The organism is Cryobacterium psychrotolerans (genome assembly GCF_900101115.1).
In the GTDB taxonomy this organism is placed as follows: Bacteria; Actinomycetota; Actinomycetes; order Actinomycetales; family Microbacteriaceae; genus Cryobacterium; species Cryobacterium psychrotolerans.
On the sequence record NZ_FNFU01000017.1, the window covers coordinates 1 to 23,227 of the forward strand.

The window sequence follows — 23,227 nt, forward strand, 5'->3', positions numbered from 1 at the left end:
TAAAGACTCTTGAAGCTGACCGGTACTAATAAGCCGATAATTTGATAACACTCAGTTTGAATAAGCTGCTCTGCGTCCACTATGTGGTTCTCGATGTACGGTCGAGAACAACGCCCCACGGTGTCTCATAAACACCAGGGGCTCTATAACTAAAAAATATAGGTTCGAAACATCGAAAAGTGTTTCGGCGGCTATAGCAAGAGGGAAACGCCCGGTCTCATTCCGAACCCGGAAGCTAAGACTCTTTGCGCCGATGGTACTGCAGGGGGGACCCTGTGGGAGAGTAGGACACCGCCGGACTTAACTTAGAAACAAACAAAATGGCCACCTCACAGGGTGGCCATTTTGCGTTAAGTTACGCTTGAACAGTCGGTCGAAATGACCAGGCACAATTACACAGGAGACACAGTGAGCCCTTCAGGATCGCACGGCAACGAATCACGCGACGGCGGACGCGACGAGCGTCGCTCCAGCGGGGGCCACCAGGGTCGGTCGGACCGGCCGCGCCAGGACGGCGCACGTCCTCCCTACCGTGCCAATTCCGATCGCCCCCAACAGGGCGGCGAGCGTGCTCCGTACCGCGGCAACTCAGACCGTCCCGCCCAGTCGCGTGACGGTGAGCGTCCGGCTTATCGCGGGAACTCCGACCGTCCACAGCGTGATGGCGAGCGTCCTCCTTATCGCGGCAACGCCGACCGGCCCGCGCAATCGCGCGACGGTGAACGCAAGCCCTGGGCGAAGGATGGGGAGCGTCCGGCTTACCGCGGAAACTCCGATCGTCCGCAGCGTGATGGCGAGCGTCCTCCTTACCGTGGCAACTCCGACCGTCCCGCCCAGTCCGGTGAGCGCAAGCCGTGGGCGAAGGATGGCGACCGCCCGGCTTACCGCGGAAACTCCGACCGTCCGCAGCAGGGCGGCGACCGCCCCGCCTACCGGGGCAACTCGGACCGTCCCGCGCCGTCGCGTGATGGTGAGCGCAAGCCGTGGGCGAAGGATGGCGAGCGGGCTCCGCAGCGCAACTCTGACCGTCCGGCCTATCGCCCCGATGCCTCGCGTGGAGAGCGTCCGCAGCGTGATGGTGAGCGCAAGCCCTGGGCCAAGGATGGCGAGCGTCCCGCGTATCGTGGCAACTCCGATCGTCCGCAGCAGGGTGGCGAGCGTCCCGCGTACCGGGGAAACTCGGACCGTCCCGCCCAGTCGCGTGACGGCGAGCGCAAGCCCTGGGCCAGGGATGGTGCCTCGTCCGAGCGCCCGCGCCGTGACTCTGCTCCCCGTGACGGGGAACGCAAGGAGTGGGGCGCACGCGGCGGTTCGCCGACCCGTGCCGGCGCCCCCCGTGACGCCGGAAAAAAGCTCTGGACCCGCGAAGGCGCCCCCGCCCGCGGTGACCGCGACGCGCGCGCCGTCGAAGAGGAGATGACCGAAGAACAGCGGATGCAGCGGGAGCTCCGCGCCGTTCGGCCTCGCCACGACGACCCCGAGTTGCCCGACGACGTGACGTCGCAGGACCTCGACCGGATCGCCCGAAACGAACTCAAGACCCTGACCAAGGACAACGCCGAGGCAGTCGGCCGTCACCTGGCCATGGCCGCCCGCGTCATCGACGAAGACCCCGAGCTCGCGCACCGGCACGTGCTGTCGGCAGCCCGCCGAGCCGGCCGGATCGCTGTCGTGCGCGAAAGCCTCGCCATCACGGCATACGCCACCGGCGACTTCGCTCTGGCGCTGCGCGAACTGCGCACCTACCGCCGCATCTCCGGCTCCAACGACCAGCTGCCCCTGATGGTGGACAGTGAACGTGGCGTGGGTCGCCCGGACCGCGCGCTCGAGCTCGGCCGTTCGGTCGATCGCAGCACGCTGCCGGCATCCGTGCAGGTTGCCCTGGCCATCGCCATGTCGGGCGCGCGCCTCGATCTCGGTGAGGCCGAGGCAGCGCTGAGCGAGCTCGAGATCCCGCAGCTCGACCCGAAGAAGGCCTTCTCCTACAGCCCGGAGCTCTTCTCCGCCTATGCCGAGGTGCTCGAGGAACTCGGCCGCGAAGAGGAAGCCGAGACCTGGCACGAGCGCGCGGCCCGCGCGGATGCCGCCCTCGGCACGGCCGGCGACCAGCCGGACGAGACGATGGAGATCATCGAGATCGACGAGGACGAGGACGAGGACGAGGACTACGCGGAGATCGGCGAGGTCCCGACAGGCTCGACCACTGAGGGCTCGACCGCTGGGGGCACGACCACTGCAGGCTCGACCACCGAGGGCTCGACCACCGATGCTGACGAAGCGGCGAAGGATTAGTACGGCGACGCCGCTCACCGGCGTCGACGTCGTTCTCGCCGATCTCGATGGCGTCGTCTACGCCGGCCAGAAGGCGATCCCGTACGCCGTCGAGAGCCTCAACCGGGCGGCCGAAACCCTGCGCGTGGGATACATCACCAACAACGCCGCGCGCACAGACCGGTCCGTGGCCGACCACCTGACCGAACTCGGCCTCGACGTGGCGGCAACGGATGTCGTCACCTCGCCCCAGGCGGCGGTCCGGCTCCTCGCCGGCCAGGCGCCCGCGGGGTCCCGCATCCTCGTCGTCGGCGGGGAAGGGCTCGTCTCCGAGGTGGAGAAGGCCGGTTTCGTCGTCACCCGGTCGGCGGACGACTCCCCGGCCGCGGTCGTGCAGGGCTTCGCCCCCGAGGTGGGCTGGACGCAGCTGGCCGAGGCATCCTTCGCGCTGCACCCCGCCGCCGACGGCTCCGCTATCCCCTGGATCGCCACGAACACCGACTGGACCATCCCGGTGGCCCGGGGGATCGCGCCCGGCAACGGCACGCTCGTCTCCGCCGTGCACACCGCGGTCGGCCGCCTGCCCATCGTGGCCGGCAAGCCCGAGGTGGCCATCTTCGTCGAAGCCGTCGACCGGTTCCGGGCGAAGCAGGCGCTGTTCATCGGCGACCGCCTCGACACCGACATCCTCGGCGCGAACCGGGCCGAGATCCCGTCCGCGCTCGTGCTCACCGGCATCGACAGGGCCAAGCAGGTGCTCGCGGCCGACGCGAAATCGCGGCCGACGTTCATCCTCGACGACCTCCGCCAGCTGCACGAACCGTACCCGGAGACCGAGTTCTCCCGCGACGGATCCTCGGCGAGCGTCAACGGGGCGACGGTGCGCATCCGCGGCGCCGAGGTGGAGATCGTGGCCGAGGGCGACGGAGCGATCAACCTGTTGCGCGCCGCCTGCGCCGTGATCTGGAAGTCCGGCCGCCCGATCTACGGGCTCAACGTTCCGGAGCGACTGTATCAGGGCCGGTAACCTAGGGAACGTGAACACCGAGGACCAGACACCGCTGGACGACGCTCTCGTCTCCACCCTCGCCGTGATCGAGGCGCAACCGCTGGAAGCGCGCGCCGCGGCCTACGTGCAGTTGCACGAGCACCTGCGCGAACGCCTCGAGGGCGGGGACGTTCCCGCCCAGGTGGCCGGATGACCGAGCTGCGGCTGGACGCCGCCCTCGCCGAACGCGGGCTGGTGCGGTCGCGCACGGTCGCCGCGCGGGTCATCGCCGACGGCCTGGTCACGGTGGACGGCAAGCCGGCCGTCAAGGCATCCGCGAAGGTGCGGGACAACCAGGTGATCGAAGTCGCGGCGACCGACCACTACGTCAGCCGCGGCGCCCACAAACTCATCGCCGCCCTCGACGCGTTCGGCCTTGACGTCACCGGCCGCACCGTGCTCGACGCCGGCGCGTCGACCGGCGGGTTCAGCCAGGTGCTGCTCGAACGCGGCGCCGCACAGGTGATCGCCGTCGACGTCGGGCACGGCCAGCTGGCCCCGCAACTGGCGCTCGAGCCCCGGCTCGCGCTCGTCGAGGGCTTCAACGTGAAGAACGCCACCGCCGAGAACGTTGCCGCGGCCTCCGGCGTGGCCGAGCGGCCCAGCCTGGTCGTCGCCGATCTGTCCTTCATCTCCCTCACCCATCTGCTGCCCGCGCTCGTGGCGACGGCCGAGCCCGGCGCCGATTTCGTGCTGCTGATCAAGCCGCAGTTCGAGGTCGGCCGCGGCGGCATCCGCGAGGGCATCGTGCACAACCCCGGGCTCCGGGCGGATGCCGTCTCCGGCGTGCTCTGGGCCGGCTGGGACCTGGGCCTCCACACCAACGGCCTGATCGCCTCGCCGATCGCCGGAACCGCCGGCAATCACGAGTATCTCTGCTGGATGACCACGAAGTCGGGCAGCAATCCGACAGAATGGATGGACCGGATACCAGCCCTGGTGGGAGCGTGAGCATTGTGACAGCACCGCCACGCAACATCCTCGTCGTCGCCCACACCGGCCGGCAGGACACCCTCGCCGCCGCGGTCACGGTCTGCGAACAGCTGCTCGCCGCCGGCGCCGTGCCCGTGCTGGCCCGCGACGAGCAGGCGGACCTGCTCGCCGCCTCGCCCTCCCTGGACGGCCATGTCGCCATCCTCGGAGACACCGTCGAGCTCACCGACCTCGAACTCGTCATCGTCCTGGGCGGCGACGGCACCATCCTGCGCGCCGCGGAAGTCGCCCGCGAATGCTCGGCGCCCCTGCTCGGGATCAACCTCGGCCATGTCGGTTTCCTGGCCGAAAGCGAACGCGACGACCTCGGCGAAGCCGTGCGCCGGGCGCTCTCCCGCGATTACCTCGTCGAAGAGCGCATGACGCTGGCCGTGCGGGTCAAGGTCGACGACACCGTGGTCTATGAAACCTGGGCGCTCAACGAAGCGACCGTGGAGAAGGCCAGCCGCGAACGGATGCTCGAGGTCGTCATCGAGGTCGACGGCCGCCCGCTCTCCTCGTTCGGCTGCGACGGGGTGGTCATGTCGACGCCGACCGGGTCGACGGCCTACTCGTTCTCGGCCGGCGGTCCCGTCGTCTGGCCGAGCCTCGACGCCCTGCTGCTGGTGCCGCTCAGCGCCCACGCCCTCTTCGCCCGGCCGCTCGTGGTCGGACCGGACTCGTCCCTCGCCGTGGAGATCCTCGCCCGCACGCCCGGATCCGCCGTGCTGTACGCCGACGGACGCCGCACCTACGACCTGCCGCCCGGCGCCCGGGTGGTCGTGCGGCGCTCCCCGGTGCCGGTTCGCCTGGCCCGGCTGCACAGCGGCCCGTTCACCGACCGCCTCGTGAACAAGTTCAACCTGCCCGTCTCGGGCTGGCGGGGCCCGGTCGGCCGTGAATAGGCCCCCGGCATGATCGAGGAACTCTTCATCCGGGATCTCGGCGTGATTGCCGAGGCAACCCTGCCGCTCGGCCCCGGCTTCACCGCCGTGACCGGCGAGACCGGCGCCGGCAAGACCATGGTCGTCACCGCGCTCGGCCTCCTGCTCGGTGACCGGGCGGATGCCGGCACCGTTCGCCAGGGGCAGGCCCAGAGCTGGGTCGAGGGCCGTTGGCTCGTCGCGCCCGACGGCGCCGTGGCCGACCGCGTGCGCGACGCCGGGGGAGACCTCGACGGGCCCGAGCTCATCCTGGGCCGTTCGGTGTCCGCCGAGGGCCGCAGCCGGGCCGTCGTCGGCGGCCGCAGCGCCCCGGCCGCGGTTCTCGGCGACCTCGGCGGCGACCTCGTCGTCGTGCACGGACAGTCCGACCAGGTGCGCCTGCGATCATCCGTCGCCCAGCGTGGCGCCCTCGACCGCTACGCCGGCGCCGAGCTCGCCGAGGCGCTGGGTAACTACCAGCAGGCCTTCCACCGCTGGCAGGCCAACCGGGACGAGCTCGACCGCCTGGTGGCCGAGCAGGAGCTGCGCGCCCGCGAGGCCGAGCAGCTGCGCGAGGCGATTGCCGAAATCGAAGCCATCGCGCCGCAGCCGGGGGAGGACGCCGAGCTCGGCGCCCGCGCCGAACGCCTCGGCAACCTCGAAGACCTGCGCCTGGCCGCGGCCGAGGCCCGGGAGCACCTCTCCGCCGAGGAGAGCACCGACGGGGCGCCCGACGGGGTCGCCCTGCTCGAATACGCCCGCCGCCGGCTCGACAAGGCCGCCGAGCACGACCCCGCGCTGCCGCCGCTGGTCGAGGCGCTGGCCGACGCCGGGTTCCTCGTCGCCGACATTGCCGGCCGGCTCTCCAGCTACCTCGCCGGCCTCGACGCCGACGGCGCCCGAGAACTCGAGATCGTGCAGGAACGCCGGGCCGAGCTGATCGGCCTCGCCCGCAAGTACGCCGGAGGCCTCGACGAGGCGATCGAGTTCCTGGACACCGGGAGCGCCCGGCTCGTCGAACTCGACAGCGACTCCGACCGGATCGAACTGCTCGGCAACGACGCGGATGCCGACGCTCGCCTGGTCGAGGAGCTCGCCGACCGGGTCAGCGCCATCCGCCGGGTCGCCGCCGCCGCGCTCGGCGCCGCCGTCACGATCGAACTCGGCGCCCTCGCCATGCCCGACGCGGTCCTGGTCGTGGAGATCGACAGCCGCGACGATTTCACCGCCACCGGGCGCGATCTGGTGAAGATCCTGCTGCAGCCGCACGCCGGGGCCGAGCCTCGGGCCCTGGCCCGTGGAGCATCCGGCGGCGAACTGTCCCGGGTGATGCTCGCAATCGAAGTGGTCATCAACCAGGCCGACCCGGTGCCGACGTTCGTCTTCGACGAGGTCGACGCGGGAGTGGGCGGGGCCGCGGCCATCGAGATCGGGCGGCGACTCGCCCGGCTCGCGGAGACCTCACAGGTGATCGTCGTCACGCACCTCGCGCAGGTGGCCGCGTTCGCCGACAACCACCTCAGCGTGGTCAAGGGCAGCGACGGCGCGGTCACCGCCAGCAGCGTTCGGCAGCTGCACGGCGACGAGCGGGCCGCGGAAATGGCCCGGCTGCTCTCCGGCCTTCCCGACTCCGCGAGCGGGCTCGAACACGCCCGGGAACTCATCTCCCTCGCCCGGTCCCGCTGAACGTCATCTCCAACTGATAGGATCAAAGCCCGTGGTGGAAAAAATAAACGCGGACGATTCACACGGCACGACCAAGCACATTTTTGTGACCGGTGGTGTCGTTTCTTCTTTGGGGAAAGGCCTGACGGCGGCAAGCCTCGGCAATCTCCTCACGGCTCGCGGACTGCGGGTCGTCATGCAGAAACTGGACCCGTACCTCAACGTCGACCCCGGCACGATGAACCCGTTCCAGCACGGTGAAGTCTTCGTCACCGACGACGGCGCGGAAACCGACCTCGACATCGGCCACTACGAGCGATTCCTCGACATCAATCTCAACCAGGCCGCGAACGTCACGACCGGCCAGGTGTACTCCCAGGTCATCGCGAAGGAACGCCGCGGCGAGTACCTCGGTGACACCGTGCAGGTCATTCCGCACATCACCGACGAGATCAAGCGCCGGATGCGCCTCCAGGCCGGCGACGAGCCGCGCCCCGACGTGATCATCACCGAGATCGGCGGAACGGTCGGCGACATCGAATCCCAGCCGTTCATCGAGGCCGCCCGCCAGGTGCGCCACGAACTCGGCCGCAAGAACGTCTTCTTCGTGCACGTGTCGCTCGTGCCGTTCATGGCCGCCTCCGGCGAGCAGAAGACCAAGCCCACCCAGCACTCCGTCGCGGCTCTCCGCTCGATCGGAATCCAGCCCGATGCCCTCGTGCTGCGCAGCGACCGCCCCGTCTCCGAGTCGAACAAGCGCAAGATCGCGCTCATGTGTGACGTCGACGAGGATGCCGTCGTCAATGCCATCGACGTGCCGAGCATCTACGAGATCCCGACCATGCTGCACGACCAGGGCCTCGACAAATACATCATCGACAAGCTCGGCCTCCCCGCGGCGGACGTGGACTGGTCGGCCTGGCAGAAGGTGCTCGACGCCGTGCGCGAGCCCAGGCACGAGGTCACCATCGGCCTGGTCGGCAAGTACATCGACCTGCCCGACGCCTACCTGTCGGTGACCGAGGCGCTGCGCGCCGGCGGTTTCGCGCACCAGACCAAGGTCAAGATCAACTGGATCCCCTCCGACGAGTGCGAGACCGAGGAGGGCGCGTCGCGCATGCTCGGCGAACTCGACGGCATCCTCGTGCCCGGCGGCTTCGGCGTTCGCGGCATCGAGGGCAAGCTGGGCGCCCTGCGTTTCGCCCGCGAAAACGGCATCCCCACACTGGGCCTCTGCCTCGGCCTGCAGTGCATGGTGATCGAATACGCGCGCAACAAGGCCGGCCTCGCCGGGGCATCCTCTTCGGAGTTCGACGTCGACACCGAGTTCCCCGTGATCGCGACCATGGAAGAGCAGGTCGAGATCATCGCCGGCGGCGACCTGGGCGGCACCATGCGCCTCGGCCTCTACCCAGCCAAGCTGGCCCCGGGCTCCCTGGTTGAGGAGATGTACGGCGCCCCCGAGGCCTCGGAGCGCCACCGCCACCGCTACGAAGTCAACAACGCCTACCGCAGCCAGATCGCGGATGCCGGCCTCTGGTTCTCCGGAACCTCGCCCGACCGCCACCTGGTCGAGTACGTCGAGCTCAAGCGCGAGGAGCACCCGTTCTACGTGGGCACCCAGGCGCACCCCGAACTGCGCTCCCGGCCGAGCAACGCGCATCCGCTGTTCCGCGGGCTCATCGGCGCGGCCCTCGACCGCCAGCAGGCCAGCCGCCTGTTCGAAGATGCCTAACGATTGATGCCTCGCGACTCAGGCGAGCCGGCCGGTCACCCTCCGCTGGAGGATGAACCGGTCGACGCGGACGTCTCCGGCAGCGAACTCGTCTTCGACGGCAGGGTCTGGGGCGTGCGCCGCGACCGGTTCGGTTACAACGGCTCGGCGATCATCCGCGAGTACGTCGACCACCCCGGGGCCGTGGCGGTCCTGGCGCTCGACGACCACGACCGGGTGCTGCTGATCAAGCAGTACCGGCACCCGGTGCGCGTGCGAGAGTGGGAGCTTCCGGCCGGCCTGCTCGACGAGCCGGGCGAAGACCCGGCCGTCGCGGCACGGCGCGAACTGGCCGAGGAAACCGACGTCGCGGCGACGGACTGGAGCGTGCTCGCCGAGTTCTACACCTCGCCCGGCGGCAGCACCGAGGCCATCCGGATCTACCTGGCCCGCGGGCTCTCGGCCATCGACGACGCCTTCGCCCGCACCGACGAGGAAGCCGACATGGAAATCCGCTGGGTGCCGCTCGACGACTGCGTCGACGCGGTGCTCGCTCGACGGGTGCAGAACCCGTCACTGGCCCTCGGGGTGCTCGCGGCACAGGCCTCGCGCTCGCGGGGCTGGGCCAGCCTCGCCCCGGCGGACACACCCTGGCCGCGGCATCCGTCGAACGGGATCGCCGGCTCGTGAGCGTCGAGACGGCTGTGGACTCGTTCCTGCGGCACGTCTCGGTCGAGCGCGGGCTCGCCGCCAACACGGTCTCCGCCTACCGCCGCGACCTGGCCGTCTACACGGCGTGGCTGGCCGAGCACGAGCTGACCGATCTGCGGGAGGTGACGAGCGGGCACGTCTCCGAATTCGTGCGGTACCTGGGGCAGCGCGAGGAGTCGCCGCTCACGGCCTCGTCGATCGCGCGGATGCTGTCGACGGTGCGGAGTCTGCACCGGTTCCTGCTGGGCGAGTCGGTGGTCGAAATCGATGTCGCCCACGACACGAAACCGCCGAAACTCGGGTCCAGGCTGCCGAAGGCCATCTCGATCGACCAGGTCGCAGCCCTCCTCGCCGCGACCGACGGCGACGAGGTGCAGCAGCTGCGCGACAAGGCCCTGCTCGAGCTGCTCTACGCCACCGGCGCCCGGGTGTCCGAGGTCATCAACCTCAACGTCGACGACGTGCTGGACGAGGAGGTCGTGCGGCTGACCGGCAAGGGCGACAAGCAGCGCATCGTGCCCGTGGGCAGCTACGCCCGCGCGGCCATGGACGCCTACCTGGTGCGGGCGCGGCCGCTGCTCTCGGTGCGGGGGAAGTCCACGCCGGCCCTGTTCCTCGGCATCCGCGGGCAGCGGGTGAGCCGACAGAATGCGTGGCTGATCATCCGGGCCGCCGCCGTGCGCGCGGGCCTCGAGGTCGAGGTGTCGCCGCACACCCTCCGGCACTCCTTCGCCACGCACCTGCTCGCCGGCGGCGCCGACGTGCGCGTCGTGCAGGAACTCCTCGGCCATTCCTCCGTGGCGACCACCCAGATTTACACGCTCGTCACCGCCGACACGCTGCGCGACATGTACACGACCGCCCACCCCCGAGCCCGCTAATCCCGCTTACCCCCCGCGAAACCGCAGTTGTGCGCGTTATTCGGCACGAATAACGCGCACAACTGCGGTTTCGCGGGGGAAGAAGGTGCGGGGGAGCGGCGATCCTGCCCGGATGAGCGGCATTCGCTCGCTACAATCGAACAAGTGAGTGGCGCAGGACGGATCGAGGACATTTCAGTGGCGAGTACGCAGACTGACCGGACACGACTCCCCGGTTTTGACGAGGTACCGCTCGGCCCCACCGGGCGGCCGAAGCAGGAATTCGAGCAACCGCAACCCCTGAAGAGCCATGGCCCGGCTCGGATCATCTCGCTCTGCAACCAGAAGGGCGGCGTCGGCAAGACGACGACGACCATCAACCTGGGCGCGGCCCTCGCCGGCTACGGCCGCCGCGTGCTCGCCGTCGACTTCGACCCGCAGGGCGCCCTCTCGGCCGGCCTCGGCGTGCCCACGCACGACGTCCCCACCATCTACGACCTGCTGCTCAGCGGGTCGAAGGACCCGTCCATCGCGATCCAGAAGACCGCGGTCGAGGGTCTGGACATCATCCCGGCCAACATCGACCTCTCCGCCGCCGAGGTGCACCTCGTCAACGAGGTCGCCCGCGAGCAGATCCTCGCCCGCGTGCTCCGCAAGGTGTCCGCCGACTACGACGTGATCCTGATCGACTGCCAGCCCTCGCTCGGCATCCTCACCGTGAACGCGCTCACCGCGAGCCACGGCGTGCTCATCCCGCTCGAGTGCGAGTTCTTCGCCCTCCGCGGCGTCGCGCTGCTGATCGAGACCATCGACAAGGTTCGCGACCGCCTCAACCCGGCGATCGAGCTCGACGGCATCCTCGCCACCATGTTCGACTCCCGCACCCTGCACTCGCGCGAGGTGCTCGAGCGGGTCGTCGACGCGTTCGGCGACCGCGTGCTCGAGACGGTCATCGGCCGTACCGTGAAGTTCCCGGATGCCAGCGTCGCCGGCGTGCCGATCACCGATTTCGCCCCGGAGCACCCGGCCGCGAAGGCTTACATGCAGGTGGCGCGGGAACTGATCGACCGTGGCGCCGTCGCCTAACCCGGCTCTTTCACAGGCCGGCGAGCTGGAGATTTCGAGCTGCGCGGGTGGTACGCCGTTCCGCGCGTGGCACATCTCCCGCGAAGCGGCGCACGACCCGCGCATCGATCCAAACGGGCCGGTTTGACCTCGTGGACGAAAAATCTCCGCGGTCGCGAATTGTCCCGGCGACAACGGCCGTCCCGCCTAACCCGGCTGCAGCGCCCGCATTCTCGGTTGCCCTCGGCAACTTCGAGGGCCCGTTCGACCTCCTGCTCTCGCTGATCGGCAAGCACGAGCTGGACATCACCGACATCTCGCTCAGCCGGGTCACCGACGAGTTCATCTCCTACCTGCGCGGGCTGGATGCCACGGAGGAGCTCGACCAGGCCACCGAGTTCCTCGTCGTGGCGGCCACCCTTCTCGACCTCAAGGTCGCCGGGCTCCTGCCCCAGGGCGAACTCGTCGACGCCGAGGACGTCGCCCTGCTCGAGGCCCGCGACCTTCTCTTCGCCCGGCTGCTGCAGTACCGCGCGTTCAAGACCGCGTCGGCCTGGTTCCAGGGCCGGATCGACGTGGAGTCCTCCCGGCACGTGCGCTCGGTGCGGCTCGAGGAGAAGTACCGCAAGCAGACGCCCGAACTGGTCTGGACGCTCTCCGCCGCCGACTTCGGCGCCCTCGCGGCGCTGGCCCTCACCCCACGCGAACTGCCCACCGTGGGTCTCGACCACCTGCACGCTCCGCTGGTAAGCATCCGGGAACAGGCCGCCTACGTCGTGGCGATCCTGCGGGCGGGGGAGACGGTCTCGTTCCGGCAGCTGATCGTGGGCGCCGGGCAGAAGGGCGTCGTGATCGCCCGCTTCCTCGCCGTGCTCGAGTTGTACCGGCGCGGCGCCATCTCGTTCGACCAGCTGGAGCCGCTCGGCGAGCTGAACCTGCGCTGGAGCGCGGAGTCCTGGTCGGAAGAAACCCTCGCCAACCTCGGAGCCGACTATGACAACTGACACCGTGACAACCGACACCGCGCAGGCCGACACCGCGATCGACCGGCAGCTCGAGGCGATCCTCATGGTCGCCGACGAACCGCTCGGCCTGATCCACCTGGCCACGGCCGTCGACCGCCCGCTGAAAGAGGTGAGCGCGGCCGTCGCCCGCCTCGTCGCCGACTTCGACGGCACGGGCACAGTCACGGGCGGCACGATTCGCCGCGGCTTCGAGCTGCGCGAGGTCGCCGGGGGCTGGCGCATCTACGTGCGCGCCGAATACGACGCCGTCGTCGCCGACTTCGTGCTGATCCAGAACCCCAGCCGCCTCTCCCAGGCCGCGCTCGAAACCCTGGCTGTGATCGCCTATAAGCAACCGATCAGCCGCGGCGCGGTAGCCTCAATCAGGGCAGTTAACGTGGACTCCGTCGTGCGCACCCTCCTGGGCCGCGGCCTGATCACCGAGGCCTTCACCGACAGTGAGACCGGAGCCATCAACTACGGCACCACCGACCTGCTGCTCACCCAGCTTGGAATCAACTCGCTCGACGAGTTGCCGCACATTTCGCCGTTGCTCGCCGACGGCGCAGAAGGATTCGAGGACTTGAAATGACAACCGACCACGAGGGAACCCCTGATTTCGCGGGCAACCCGGATGCCGCAGCCGACGGAGTGCGCCTGCAGAAGGTCATGGCCTCCGCCGGCGTCGCCTCCCGGCGCGTCTCCGAAGACCTGATCATCTCCGGCCGGGTGCGCGTCAACGGAAAGGTCGTCACCGAGCTCGGCCGCCGCATCCACCCGGAGTCCGACCAGGTCGCCGTCGACAATGTTGCCGTGCAGCTGGACACCAGCCGCCGCTACATCATGCTGAACAAGCCCGTCGGCGTCGTCTCCTCGATGCAGGACGAGAGCGGCCGCCCCGACCTGCGCGAGTTCACTGAGCAGTTCGAGGAGCGCCTCTTCAACGTGGGCCGCCTCGACGCGCAGACCTCCGGCCTGCTCATCCTCACCAACGATGGCGACCTGGCGCATGTGCTGGCGCATCCGTCGTTCGGCGTCTCGAAGACCTATATCGCCAAGGTCGAGGGCCGCGTCTCGGCGCAGACCATCGGCAAGCTGCAGACCGGAATCGAGCTCGACGACGGCCCGATCGCCGCCGACAAGGCCCGGATCCTCGCGAGCCCTCCCGGCGACGGCTTCAGCCTGGTCGAACTCACCCTGCACTCCGGCCGCAACCGCATCGTTCGGCGCATGCTGGAGGCCGTCGGCCACCCGGTCGTCGACCTGGTGCGCCGGCAGTTCGGGCCGCTGCACCTCGGCACGCTCCGCGCCGGCGACGTGCGCGAACTCACTAAAGTTGAACTCGGCGAGCTGCTCACCGTGTCGCGGGCCGGCGGCCGGGACGTAGCCGGCACGAAGTAACTCACCTCGTAACCAGGGTCGCCGGCCAGAGCGGCCCGGCCCCAGCAAATCGCGACGTCACACCCCGCGAAGTCAGGAGACGGCACGTGGCCGAGAGTCGCCTAGTCGGGCCCGTGCGCATCGTCGGCGTCGGACTGCTCGGAACCAGCATCGGCCTGGGCCTCCGTAACCGGGGGATCGAGGTCATCCTCGCCGACGCGTCGCCGACCAACCTCAGCATCGCCGTCGACTACGGCGCCGGCCGGGCCGCCGCCGCGGGCGACGCACCGCAGCTGGTCGTCGTCTGCGTGCCGCCGGACGTCACGGCCGAGATCGTCGCCCGCGAACTGGCATCCTTCCCCGGGGCCATCGTCACGGATGTCGCCAGCGTCAAGCTCGCCGTGCTCGACGACCTCCGCGCGAGCGGCGCCGACGTGTCCCGCTACATCGGCACCCACCCGCTCGCCGGCCGCGAACGCGGGGGACCGCTGGCCGGCCGGGCCGACCTGTTCATCGGGCGGCCCTGGGTGGTCGCCGGCCACGACGCGATCACCTACCAGCAGGCCACCGCGATCGACGACCTCATCCTCGACCTCGGCGCGACCATCGTCGAGATGACCGCGGAGGACCACGACCGCAGCGTCGCCCTGGTCTCCCACGTGCCCCAGGTCGTCTCCACGCTGATGGCCCGCCGGCTGACGGATGCCGCGGCCTCCTCGCTCAACCTCGCCGGCCAGGGCCTGCGCGATGTGACCCGGGTCGCGGCGAGCGACCCGGAGCTGTGGGTGCAGATCCTCGGCGCGAACGCGAAGCCGGTGCGCGACATCCTGCTCGCCTACCGCGACGACCTCGACCGCTTCATCGACGCCCTCGCCGACCCGGCAGCGCCCGGCGCCCGCCGCAAGCTGGCCGAGGAGCTCGCCGGCGGCAACGCCGGCGTCGCCCGGCTGCCCGGCAAGCACGGCCAGGACCGCCGCTTCGCGTCGATGATCGTGATGGTCGACGACCGGCCAGGCCAGATCGCGCGCCTGCTCAACGACATCGGCGACCTGGGTGTGAACCTGGAGGACCTCCGCCTCGAACACTCGCCCGGCGCTCAGCTGGGCCTGGCCGAAATTTCCGTTGTCCCCGAGGCGGTCTCCCGCCTCACCGAAGAGCTGGCCGCCCGCGGCTGGCGGATTGCTGGTTAACGTACATGGGCCGTCACGCCTTCCCCACCCTTGTCGCCATCGACGGGCCCGCCGGAAGCGGCAAGTCCAGCGTGAGTCGCGCCGTCGCCCGCAAACTCGGCTTCGCCTACCTCGACACCGGCGCCGCCTACCGGGCGCTGGCCTGGGCGATGCAGCACCGCAAGGTCGACACCAGCGACGTCGACGCGGTGATCGCGGAGCTGGCCGACTTCGACTACTCGATCGGCACCGACCCGGATGCCTCCGCCGTCACGGTCGGCGAGTCGGACGTGACCGAGGCCATCCGCGAGCCCGCCGTGTCGGCCGCGGTGAGCGCCGTCGCCCGCATCCCCGAGGTGCGCACACACCTGACCGAGCTGTTCCGGAGCATCGCCCGGGACGTGGACCGGCCCGGGATCGTGGTCGAGGGACGGGACATCACGACCATCGTCGCGCCGGAGGCAGAGGTACGAATCCTGCTCACGGCATCCCAGGAGGCTAGAATGGGTAGGCGCTCTGCGGAATTACCGACCGAATCGGCCGATACCGTGGCGGAGGCGTTGCGATCGAGGGATCGCGCTGACTCGCAGGTTGTCGATTTTATGAGCGCCGCAGACGGTGTGACGACCGTCGATTCCACCCATCTCGACTTCGAGCAGACCGTAGACGCGGTCATCGAGGTCATCAACACACGTACCGCGAGGAACTCGCATGACTAACAATATCGACGACGCGATCCCCGAGCTCGACAGCGAACTCGCATCCCGACTGTCCAACCTCGACGAAGACCTTGCGTCGCAGCGCGCCTCCGCGCTCCGCAGCGGCCTGGACGACTACGAGCTCGACGAGGAAGACTTCGACGTCCTCGAGACCGTCACGGATGACCCGAACGCGATCACATACCTCCCGGCCCTGCCGGTCATCGCCATCGTCGGCCGCCCGAACGTGGGCAAGTCGGCGCTGGTCAACCGCATCCTCGGCCGCCGCGAGGCCGTCGTCGAGGACACCCCCGGCGTGACGCGTGACCGCGTCACGTACAAGGGGGATTGGAACGAACGCAAGTTCAGCCTCGTCGACACCGGCGGCTGGGAACCCGACGCCCGCGGGATCGACGCATCCGTCGCCGCCCAGGCCGAGGTCGCGATCGACCTCTGCGACCTGGTCATGTTCGTCGTCGACGCCAACGTCGGCCCCACCTCGACCGATGAGGCCGTCGTGCGGATGCTGCGCAAGTCCGGCAAGCCGGTCTTCCTCGTCGCCAACAAGGTCGACGACATTCGCCAGGAGCCAGAGGCGGCCAGCCTGTGGGCCCTCGGCCTCGGCCAGCCGTGGCCGGTGTCCGCCCTGCACGGTCGCGGCGTCGCCGACCTGCTCGACGCGATCCTCAAGGAACTCCCCGAGATCTCCAGCGTCGCCAAGCAGGAGGTCGGCGGACCTCGTCGCGTCGCGATCCTCGGCCGCCCGAACGTGGGCAAGTCGAGCCTGCTGAACAAGGTCGTCGGTGAGGAGCGCGTCGTCGTCAACGACATCGCCGGCACCACCCGCGACCCGGTCGACGAGCAGGTCGAACTCGGGGGCAAGGTGTGGCGCTTCGTCGACACCGCCGGCATCCGTCGTCGCGTGCACCTCTCGCAGGGCGCCGACTTCTACGCCTCGCTGCGCACCAGCGCCGCGCTGGAAAAGGCCGAAGTCGCCATCGTGCTGATCGACGTGACCGAGGTGATCAGCGAGCAGGACATTCGCGTGATCGACCTGGTGCTCGAATCGGGCCGCGCCCTCGTGCTCGCCTTCAACAAGTGGGACCAGCTCGACGACGACCGTCGCCGCTACCTCGAGCGTGAGATCGAACAGGACCTGGCCCACGTGGCCTGGGCCCCGCGCGTGAACATCTCCGCCAAGACCGGCCGCCACATGGAGAAGCTCGTCCCGGCCCTCGAGCTCGCGCTCGAGTCGTGGGACACCCGCATCCCCACCGGCAAGTTCAACGCGTTCCTGGCCGAGCTCGCCGCGGCGCACCCGCACCCCGTGCGCGGCGGCAAGCAGCCGCGCATCCTGTTCGGCACGCAGGCCTCCAGCCGCCCGCCGACCTTCGTGGTGTTCACCACCGCGTTCCTCGACCCGGGCTACCGCCGCTACATCCAGCGTCGCCTGCGCGAGATCTGGGGCTTCGAGGGAAGCCCGATCAACCTCAGCATGCGCGTGCGCGAGAAGCGCAAGCGCTAAGCAGTCGCTCGACAGAAACGCGCGCGCCCTTCGGGTCGCGCGCGTTTCGCGTACCTCGCCCCGCGGGTCGAGCCTCTCGAGAGCTGGGTGGATGTCGCCCATTCCCAGCTGACTTGCGGAGAAAGTACCTTCGTTGGGCAATCTAAGGTACTTTCTCCGCAACTCAACTGTCAGCAACTCGACTGTCAGCGGCGGCCCGGGGAGGGCGCGATCAGCGGTTCGGGGCGGGCACCGGACGCTCCGGCGCGTGCAGACGGGTCATGATCGTCGTGATGCCGGCCGGGCGTCGGTTTTTTGTCATCAGCGAGACGCCGATCATCACGGCGAAGGCCGCCGGCACGCTCCAGGCCGCGGGCTGCGCCAGCAGGTCTCCCATCGGCCCGGCCTCGGCTCCCAGCGCGCGGCTGAGCATGATCGAGCCGCCGCACAGGATGGCGCCGGCCAGCATCCCGGCGATCGCGCCGGCGTCGGTCAGGCCGCGCCACCAGATGCCGAGCAGCAGCAGCGGGCAGATCGTCGACGCGGTGAAGGCGAAGACCAGGCCCACGCTTCCGGCCAGTTGCGTCGTGTCGGTCAGCAGGGCGACGCCGAGCGGCACCAGGGAGGAGAACACCGCGGCCAGCCGGAAGCCGCGCACGCGTCCGCCGAGCATGTCCTGGCTGATCACGCCCGCGACGGAGACCACGAGCCCCGACGTGGTCGAGAGGAACGCGGCGAAAGCCCCGGCGATGACGAGCGCCGTGAGGGCGTCGCCGGCCAGCCCGGGGATCAGCCGGCCGGGCAGCAGCAGGACCAGGGCATCCGGTGAGCCGCTGGTCGCGAGGTCGGGCATGAAGGCGCGCCCCACCACCCCGTAGAGGGTGGGGAAGAGGTAGAAGACCGACAGCAGCCCGAGCACGATCAGCGTCGTGCGCCGGGCCGACGGGCCGTCCGGGTTCGTGTAGAAGCGCACCAGCACGTGCGGCAGGCCGAGCGTGCCGAACAGCAGGGCGATCACGAGCGAGATGTTCCGGTACGCACCGGCGGTGGGGGAGCCGACCGGTTCGGCTGCGAACGGCTCGGCGACGGCGGGAACCGTCAGCCCCGAATTGGCCATGACGATTAGCACAAAGACGATCGGCACGGCGATCGCCGTGAGCTTGAGCCAGAACTGGAACGCCTGCACGAACGTGATCGAGCGCATCCCGCCGGTCACGACGGTGATGCACACGACGACGGCCACGGCCACGGAGCCGACCCACGGCGGCAGCCCGGTGGCGATACGGATGGTCAGGGCGGCGCCCTGGAGCTGCGGCACGATGTACAGCCAGCCGACGAGCACGACGAGCAGGCTGGTGATCCGCCGTGCCGCCGGGGACTCCAGGCGCGCCTCGGTGAAGTCGGGAATCGTGTACGCCCCCGAGCGCCGAAGCGGTGCGGCCACGAAGAGCAGCAGCATCAGGTAGCCGGCCGTGTAACCGATCGGGAACCAGAGCGCATCCGCCCCGGAGATCAGGATCAGCCCGGCGACGCCGAGGAAACTGGCGGCGGAGAGATATTCGCCGCCGATTGCTGAGGCGTTCCACCAGGGCCGAACCGTGCGCGAGGCGACATAGAAGTCCTCGGTGGTCCGCGAGATCCGCAGCCCGTAGAAGCCGATCAACGCGGTCACGGCGAACACCCCGATGATGGCCGCGTACCCCACACCGGCGTTCACTCGTCCTCCTCGACCAGGTCGAGGTAGCGGGCCTCGTTGCGGGAGGCGGTGCGCACGTACAGCCAGGCGCTCAGCCCGATGAGCGGATAGACGCCGACTCCGAGCAGCAGCCAGACGAAGGGCACCCCGAGGAACTCCGCCCGGTTGAGGCCGGGAACCCAGGCCAGGAGCAGGGGAAAGGCCAGCAGCACCAGCAGGAAGCCGACGGCGACGACCACAGCGAGCCTGAGCTGCGAGCGGATGAGGGAGCGCACGAACACCTGGCCCACCTCGGACTGCTCCGCGACTTCACGGGCGACCGGGTAGCCCGACGGCGCCCGGCTGGCCTGGGACCTGGGCGCGGTGACCCGCACCCGCTTCGGCGGCTGCCCGGGGGCATCCTCCCGGCTCATCTGGCGCGGCTCATCTGGCCAGGCTCATTGGCGCGGCTCATGTCGAGGGCCGGATGCGCGTGGCCTCGAGCTTCTCCCGGAGGGCCGGCAGGTGCCGGCGGCTGACCGGCAGTTCGGCGCCGTTCGCGGTGATCGTCGGCTGGGCGGCGCCGAGTTTCGCCTGGGTGACGTGCGTCATCGACACCAAATAGGACCGGTGGATGCGGAGGAACCCGGCCTCGGCCCACTGCTTCTCCAGCTCGGCCAGCGGCACCCGGATCAGGTAGCTCGATTCCTCGGTGTGCAGCCGGGCATAGTCGCCCTGGGCCTGCACATAGCGCACGTCGTCGCGGCGGATCATCTTCTTCATGCCGCCGAGATCCACGGTGATCACCGACGCGGGGACGGTCTCCGCGATCGCCAGCGTTTCCATCACCCGGCCGACCGAGGTGGCCAGCCGTTCGGCGCGGACGGGCTTGAGCAGGTAGTCGACGGCGGCCAGGTCGAACGCCTTCACCGCGTGGTCCTCGTCTGCGGTGACGAAGACGACGGCGGGGGAGTTGCCGGCGCGGGACACCGCGCGGGCGATGTCGAGGCCCGATAGCCCGGGCATGTGGATGTCCAGGAACAGCGCGTCCACCCGTTCGTGGTCGAGGATGCGCAGGGCCTCCGAGCCGGACGAAGCCCGGTGGATGGTGCCGATCCTCTCGTCCTTGCCGAGCAGGAAGGCCAGCTCGTCGAGGGCGGGCGGTTCATCATCGGCGATGAGCACAGTGATCATGCCGACAGTCTGTCAGTCAGGGAACCGAGGTCCGGCCGCGGCTGGGACTTGGGCACGCGCATGGTGATCAGCGTTCCGGCGCCGGGGGCCGTGTCGACCACCAGCCCGTGGTCGTCGCCGTAGACCTGGCGCAGCCGCGCGTCGACATTCCGAAGCCCCACGTGATCGCTGTCGCTGTGGCCGGCGAGCACCGCACGCAGGTGCTCCGGTTCGATCCCGACGCCGTCATCCTCGATCGTGACCTCCACGAAGGCCCCGGCAGCCTGGGCGGTGATCGCAATGTGGCCGATGCCTTCCTTGTCCTCCAGCCCGTGGCGCACGGCGTTTTCCACCAGCGGTTGCAGGCTGAGGAACGGGATCACCGTGCTCAGCACCTCCGGAGCGATGGTCAGGCTGACCAGCAACCGGTCGCCGAAGCGGGCCCGTTCCAGCTTCAGGTAGTGCTCGATGCAGCGCAGCTCCTCGGCGACGGTGGTGAAGTCGCCGTGCCGGCGGAACGAGTACCGGGTGAAGTCGGCGAATTCCAGCACCAGGTCACGGGCCTTGGCCGGGTCGGTGGTGATGAAGGATGCGATGGCGTTGAGCGAGTTGTAGATGAAGTGCGGGCTGATCTGCGCCCGCAGAGCGCGCACCTCGGCCTCCATCAGGAGCGTGCGGGAGGACTCCAGTTCGGCCAGTTCGACCTGCGCAGCCACCCAGTCCGCCACCTCACTGGTGGCGCGCACCAGGCCCGGCTTGGCCCGCGGCGCGTAGGCGACCAGTGCGCCCACGATGCGCGATCGGGCCCGGATCGGGGCCACGACGGCTTCCTTGAGCTCGGCCTGGTGAACCACGGCCTCACGGAACACCTGGGTGCGGCCGGTGGCCAGAACCTTGGCGGCCAGGCCGAGGGCGCCCTCCCGGTGCGCTTCCCCGATGCCGTCCCAGGCGAGTACGCCGGCGACATCCGTGATGGCCACGGCCTCACAGCCGAGCAGGCTGCGCAGATGCTTGCTGGCCTTCGCCGCGCCGACGGGCTCGAGTCCGTTGCGCAGGTGTTTGCCGGCCAGCGAGGCGGAGTGGAGCGTCGTGTAGGTGGCCCGCTCTGCGTCCGTGCCGAGCTCCCGCCACGAGCGGAGCAGCTTGAATCCGATGGCGCCGACAAGCGCGATTGTGAGGGTGATGACGAGGACGCCGATGACGGCCACGGCGAGCAACTGCGACTCGGGCATGCTGCCAACCCTAACCGCCGCCGCCGCAGAACTCACCGTTCGGCGCAGGCTGACCGCCGTTCGTCGATCCGCCCCGGCCGGGACGGCCTCGCGGGCCCCCAGGTAGGGGAGAGTGATCGGCACCGCATAAGAACCAGCGGTCTGCGTGCACGCTCTATCAATGTTGAGGAGAAAATCATGGGCAATGTCGCCCTGAAAGAGGAAGAAGTCGTTGTTTCGGCGGAAACCTTCCACCAAGTGCAGGAATCAGAAGAATTCCAGGAGCTGCGCAAACGCCACCGCAGTTTCGTCTTCCCGTTGGCCATCGCCTTCCTGCTCTGGTACTTCGCCTACGTGCTGCTCGCGGGCTACGCCCACGACTTCATGTCGATCAAGGTCTTCGGCAGCGTGAACGTCGGCCTGCTGCTCGGCATGTTGCAGATCGTCAGCACGTTCGCGATCACGACCTGGTACGTCAGCTACGCCGGTCGCCGGCTCGACCCGATCGCCTCGAAAATCCGCCACGAGATCGAGGGCCCGCTCGCCGCCGCCACGAAGGAGTCCAAGTGAACATCCACCTCGCAGCCGCGGCGACATCCCCGGGTGACCCGATCCTGAACATCAGCATCTTCGGCGCCTTCGTCGCCATCACGCTGATCATCGTCGTTCGCGCCAGCCGCAACAACAAGACCGCCGCCGACTACTACGCGGCCGGCCGCTCCTTCACCGGAGGCCAGAACGGCACCGCCATCGCCGGCGACTACCTCTCCGCAGCCTCGTTCCTCGGCATTGTCGGGGCCATCGCCATCACCGGCTACGACGGCTTCATGTACTCCATCGGCTTCCTGGTGGCCTGGCTCGTCGCGCTCCTGCTCGTCGCGGAACTGCTCCGCAACACGGGCAAGTACACGATGGCGGATGTCCTCTCCTTCCGTCTGAAGCAGCGCCCGGTTCGGATTGCGGCCGCGATCACCACCCTGGTGGTCTGCTTCTTCTACCTGCTGGCCCAGATGGCCGGTGCCGGCGGACTCGTCGCGCTGCTGCTGGGCATCAACGACAAGCTCGGCCAGTCCGTGGTCATCGTCGTCGTCGGCGCCCTGATGATCGTCTACGTGCTCATCGGCGGAATGAAGGGCACGACCTGGGTGCAGATCATCAAGGCCGTGCTGCTCATCGCCGGCGCCGCCGTGATGACCGTCTGGGTGCTCGCCCTGCACGGCTTCAACTTCTCGACCCTGCTCGACGCGGCCGTGTCCACGGCCAACAACCCGGAGATCCTGAACCCGGGGCTCAAGTACGGCCTGAACGACATCACCAAGCTCGACTTCATCTCCCTGGCCCTCGCCCTCGTGCTCGGCACCGCGGCGCTGCCGCACGTGCTGATGCGCTTCTACACGGTGCCGACGGCCAAGGAAGCCCGCCGCTCGGTGGTCTGGGCCATCTGGCTCATCGGCGGATTCTACATCTTCACCCTGGTGCTCGGCTACGGCGCGGCAGCCCTCATCGGTGCCGACCGGATCCTGGCCTCCCCGGGTGGCGTCAACTCCGCCGCTCCGCTGCTGGCCTTCGAGCTCGGCGGTCCGGTGCTGCTCGGCCTGATCTCCGCGGTTGCCTTCGCGACGATCCTGGCCGTTGTGGCCGGCCTCACCATCACCGCCGCGGCATCCTTCGCCCACGACATCTACGCCAGCGTGGTCAAGAAGGGCAACGCCCGTCCGGAGGACGAGGTCAAGGTGGCCCGTCGCACGGTGATCATCATCGGCATCGTCGCGATCATCGGCGGCATCGGCGCCAACGGCCAGAACGTGGCCTTCCTCGTCGCCCTGGCCTTCGCCGTCGCGGCCTCGGCCAACCTGCCGACGATCCTGTACTCGCTGTTCTGGAAGAAGTTCAGCACCCAGGGCGCGGTGTGGAGCATGTACGGCGGACTGGCCTCGGCCATCCTGCTGATCGCGTTCTCGCCGGTTGTCTCCGGCACGGAAACGTCGATGATCCCCGGCGCGGACTTCGCCATCTTCCCGCTGAGCAACCCGGGTCTCGTCTCCATCCCGCTGGCCTTCATCCTGGGCTGGCTCGGCACCGTGCTGGACAAGGTCCCGCGCGACATTGCCAAGCAGGCTGAAATGGAAGTTCGTTCGCTCACCGGTGTTGGCGCCGAGAAGGAGGCGGTGGACCACTGATGTC

23 protein-coding genes and 1 rRNA gene are annotated in these 23,227 nt (G+C 69.2%); 19 read left to right on the forward strand and 5 right to left on the reverse strand.

Annotated features, from left to right (window positions below):
- Positions 1-183: 183 nt before the first annotated feature.
- Positions 184-300, forward strand: a 5S ribosomal RNA gene (gene rrf / locus BLQ39_RS12325).
- Between the two features lie 288 nt (positions 301-588).
- Here rrf and BLQ39_RS12330 read toward each other — a convergent pair.
- Positions 589-1,470, reverse strand: coding sequence for a hypothetical protein (locus BLQ39_RS12330; protein WP_092324368.1), 882 nt, complete (start codon positions 1,468-1,470; stop codon positions 589-591).
- Here BLQ39_RS12330 and BLQ39_RS12335 point away from each other — a divergent pair.
- The 16 genes from BLQ39_RS12335 (at position 1,417) to der (ending at position 17,005) form a co-directional block, all read left to right on the forward strand.
- The gene (locus tag BLQ39_RS12335) at positions 1,417-2,292 is read left to right on the forward strand and encodes a hypothetical protein (protein WP_241986919.1); all 876 of its coding nucleotides are present in this window, start codon (positions 1,417-1,419) and stop codon (positions 2,290-2,292) included. The two genes, BLQ39_RS12330 and BLQ39_RS12335, sit on opposite strands and share 54 nt — an antisense overlap.
- The gene (locus tag BLQ39_RS12340; RefSeq protein WP_092324369.1) at positions 2,267-3,298 is read left to right on the forward strand and encodes an HAD-IIA family hydrolase; all 1,032 of its coding nucleotides are present in this window, start codon (positions 2,267-2,269) and stop codon (positions 3,296-3,298) included. Before BLQ39_RS12335 ends, BLQ39_RS12340 begins: the two co-directional genes overlap by 26 nt.
- A 10-nt stretch (positions 3,299-3,308) precedes the next feature.
- On the forward strand, positions 3,309-3,473 hold the full coding sequence (locus tag BLQ39_RS15875) for a hypothetical protein (RefSeq protein ID WP_166784385.1): 165 nt from the start codon (positions 3,309-3,311) through the stop codon (positions 3,471-3,473).
- Complete coding sequence (locus BLQ39_RS12345; protein WP_092324371.1) at positions 3,470-4,270, forward strand: TlyA family RNA methyltransferase; 801 nt, start codon at positions 3,470-3,472, stop codon at positions 4,268-4,270. The genes BLQ39_RS15875 and BLQ39_RS12345 overlap by 4 nt, the downstream gene beginning before the upstream one ends.
- Complete coding sequence (locus BLQ39_RS12350; RefSeq protein ID WP_174775328.1) at positions 4,234-5,196, forward strand: NAD kinase; 963 nt, start codon at positions 4,234-4,236, stop codon at positions 5,194-5,196. Before BLQ39_RS12345 ends, BLQ39_RS12350 begins: the two co-directional genes overlap by 37 nt.
- A gap of 9 nt (positions 5,197-5,205) precedes the next feature.
- Positions 5,206-6,900, forward strand: coding sequence for a DNA repair protein RecN (gene recN, locus BLQ39_RS12355; protein WP_092324372.1), 1,695 nt, complete (start codon positions 5,206-5,208; stop codon positions 6,898-6,900).
- A gap of 31 nt (positions 6,901-6,931) precedes the next feature.
- Positions 6,932-8,614: a CTP synthase gene (gene pyrG, locus BLQ39_RS12360; protein ID WP_422386360.1), complete on the forward strand. Its 1,683-nt coding sequence runs from the start codon at positions 6,932-6,934 to the stop codon at positions 8,612-8,614.
- Between the two features lie 6 nt (positions 8,615-8,620).
- The gene (locus BLQ39_RS12365; protein WP_092324374.1) at positions 8,621-9,283 is read left to right on the forward strand and encodes an NUDIX domain-containing protein; all 663 of its coding nucleotides are present in this window, start codon (positions 8,621-8,623) and stop codon (positions 9,281-9,283) included.
- Positions 9,280-10,185: a site-specific tyrosine recombinase XerD gene (gene xerD, locus BLQ39_RS12370; RefSeq protein WP_092324375.1), complete on the forward strand. Its 906-nt coding sequence runs from the start codon at positions 9,280-9,282 to the stop codon at positions 10,183-10,185. Before BLQ39_RS12365 ends, xerD begins: the two co-directional genes overlap by 4 nt.
- A 177-nt stretch (positions 10,186-10,362) precedes the next feature.
- On the forward strand, positions 10,363-11,250 hold the full coding sequence (locus BLQ39_RS12375) for a ParA family protein (RefSeq protein ID WP_092324377.1): 888 nt from the start codon (positions 10,363-10,365) through the stop codon (positions 11,248-11,250).
- Positions 11,251-11,408: 158 nt separating this feature from the next.
- Positions 11,409-12,233, forward strand: a complete 825-nt coding sequence (locus tag BLQ39_RS12380; RefSeq protein ID WP_092324437.1) for a segregation and condensation protein A — start codon at positions 11,409-11,411, stop codon at positions 12,231-12,233.
- Entirely contained in the window at positions 12,223-12,825 is a 603-nt protein-coding gene (scpB, locus tag BLQ39_RS12385; RefSeq protein ID WP_092324378.1) for an SMC-Scp complex subunit ScpB, read from the forward strand. Before BLQ39_RS12380 ends, scpB begins: the two co-directional genes overlap by 11 nt.
- Complete coding sequence (locus BLQ39_RS12390; RefSeq protein WP_092324380.1) at positions 12,822-13,634, forward strand: pseudouridine synthase; 813 nt, start codon at positions 12,822-12,824, stop codon at positions 13,632-13,634. The genes scpB and BLQ39_RS12390 overlap by 4 nt, the downstream gene beginning before the upstream one ends.
- Positions 13,635-13,720: 86 nt before the next feature.
- Positions 13,721-14,803 carry a prephenate dehydrogenase gene (locus BLQ39_RS12395; protein ID WP_092324381.1) on the forward strand — a complete coding sequence of 361 codons (1,083 nt, stop codon included), beginning with the start codon at positions 13,721-13,723 and terminating at the stop codon, positions 14,801-14,803.
- A 5-nt stretch (positions 14,804-14,808) separates the two neighbouring features.
- Positions 14,809-15,501, forward strand: coding sequence for a (d)CMP kinase (cmk, locus tag BLQ39_RS12400; protein ID WP_092324383.1), 693 nt, complete (start codon positions 14,809-14,811; stop codon positions 15,499-15,501).
- Complete coding sequence (gene der / locus BLQ39_RS12405) at positions 15,494-17,005, forward strand: ribosome biogenesis GTPase Der (protein ID WP_092324384.1); 1,512 nt, start codon at positions 15,494-15,496, stop codon at positions 17,003-17,005. The genes cmk and der overlap by 8 nt, the downstream gene beginning before the upstream one ends.
- 211 nt (positions 17,006-17,216) lie before the next feature.
- Here der and BLQ39_RS12410 read toward each other — a convergent pair whose 3' ends face one another.
- Genes BLQ39_RS12410 through BLQ39_RS12425 form a run of 4 tightly spaced genes read right to left on the reverse strand, consistent with a single transcriptional unit; the run spans position 17,217 to position 21,064 of the window.
- Positions 17,217-18,701 carry a sodium/solute symporter gene (locus tag BLQ39_RS12410; protein WP_241982813.1) on the reverse strand — a complete coding sequence of 495 codons (1,485 nt, stop codon included), beginning with the start codon at positions 18,699-18,701 and terminating at the stop codon, positions 17,217-17,219.
- Positions 18,698-19,093, reverse strand: a complete 396-nt coding sequence (locus BLQ39_RS12415) for a DUF485 domain-containing protein (RefSeq protein ID WP_092324385.1) — start codon at positions 19,091-19,093, stop codon at positions 18,698-18,700. The genes BLQ39_RS12410 and BLQ39_RS12415 overlap by 4 nt, the downstream gene beginning before the upstream one ends.
- A gap of 37 nt (positions 19,094-19,130) precedes the next feature.
- Positions 19,131-19,853 carry a LytR/AlgR family response regulator transcription factor gene (locus tag BLQ39_RS12420; RefSeq protein ID WP_092324387.1) on the reverse strand — a complete coding sequence of 241 codons (723 nt, stop codon included), beginning with the start codon at positions 19,851-19,853 and terminating at the stop codon, positions 19,131-19,133.
- A complete protein-coding gene (locus tag BLQ39_RS12425; protein ID WP_092324389.1) occupies positions 19,850-21,064 on the reverse strand; it encodes a sensor histidine kinase in 1,215 nt (404 codons plus the stop codon). Before BLQ39_RS12425 ends, BLQ39_RS12420 begins: the two co-directional genes overlap by 4 nt.
- A gap of 177 nt (positions 21,065-21,241) precedes the next feature.
- Here BLQ39_RS12425 and BLQ39_RS12430 point away from each other — a divergent pair, with 177 nt between their 5' ends.
- Together BLQ39_RS12430 and BLQ39_RS12435 are read left to right on the forward strand one after the other, a co-directional pair.
- Positions 21,242-21,613 carry a DUF485 domain-containing protein gene (locus BLQ39_RS12430; RefSeq protein WP_092324390.1) on the forward strand — a complete coding sequence of 124 codons (372 nt, stop codon included), beginning with the start codon at positions 21,242-21,244 and terminating at the stop codon, positions 21,611-21,613.
- Positions 21,610-23,223 carry a monocarboxylic acid transporter gene (locus tag BLQ39_RS12435; RefSeq protein WP_092324392.1) on the forward strand — a complete coding sequence of 538 codons (1,614 nt, stop codon included), beginning with the start codon at positions 21,610-21,612 and terminating at the stop codon, positions 23,221-23,223. Before BLQ39_RS12430 ends, BLQ39_RS12435 begins: the two co-directional genes overlap by 4 nt.
- The last annotated feature ends 4 nt before the right edge of the window (positions 23,224-23,227 follow it).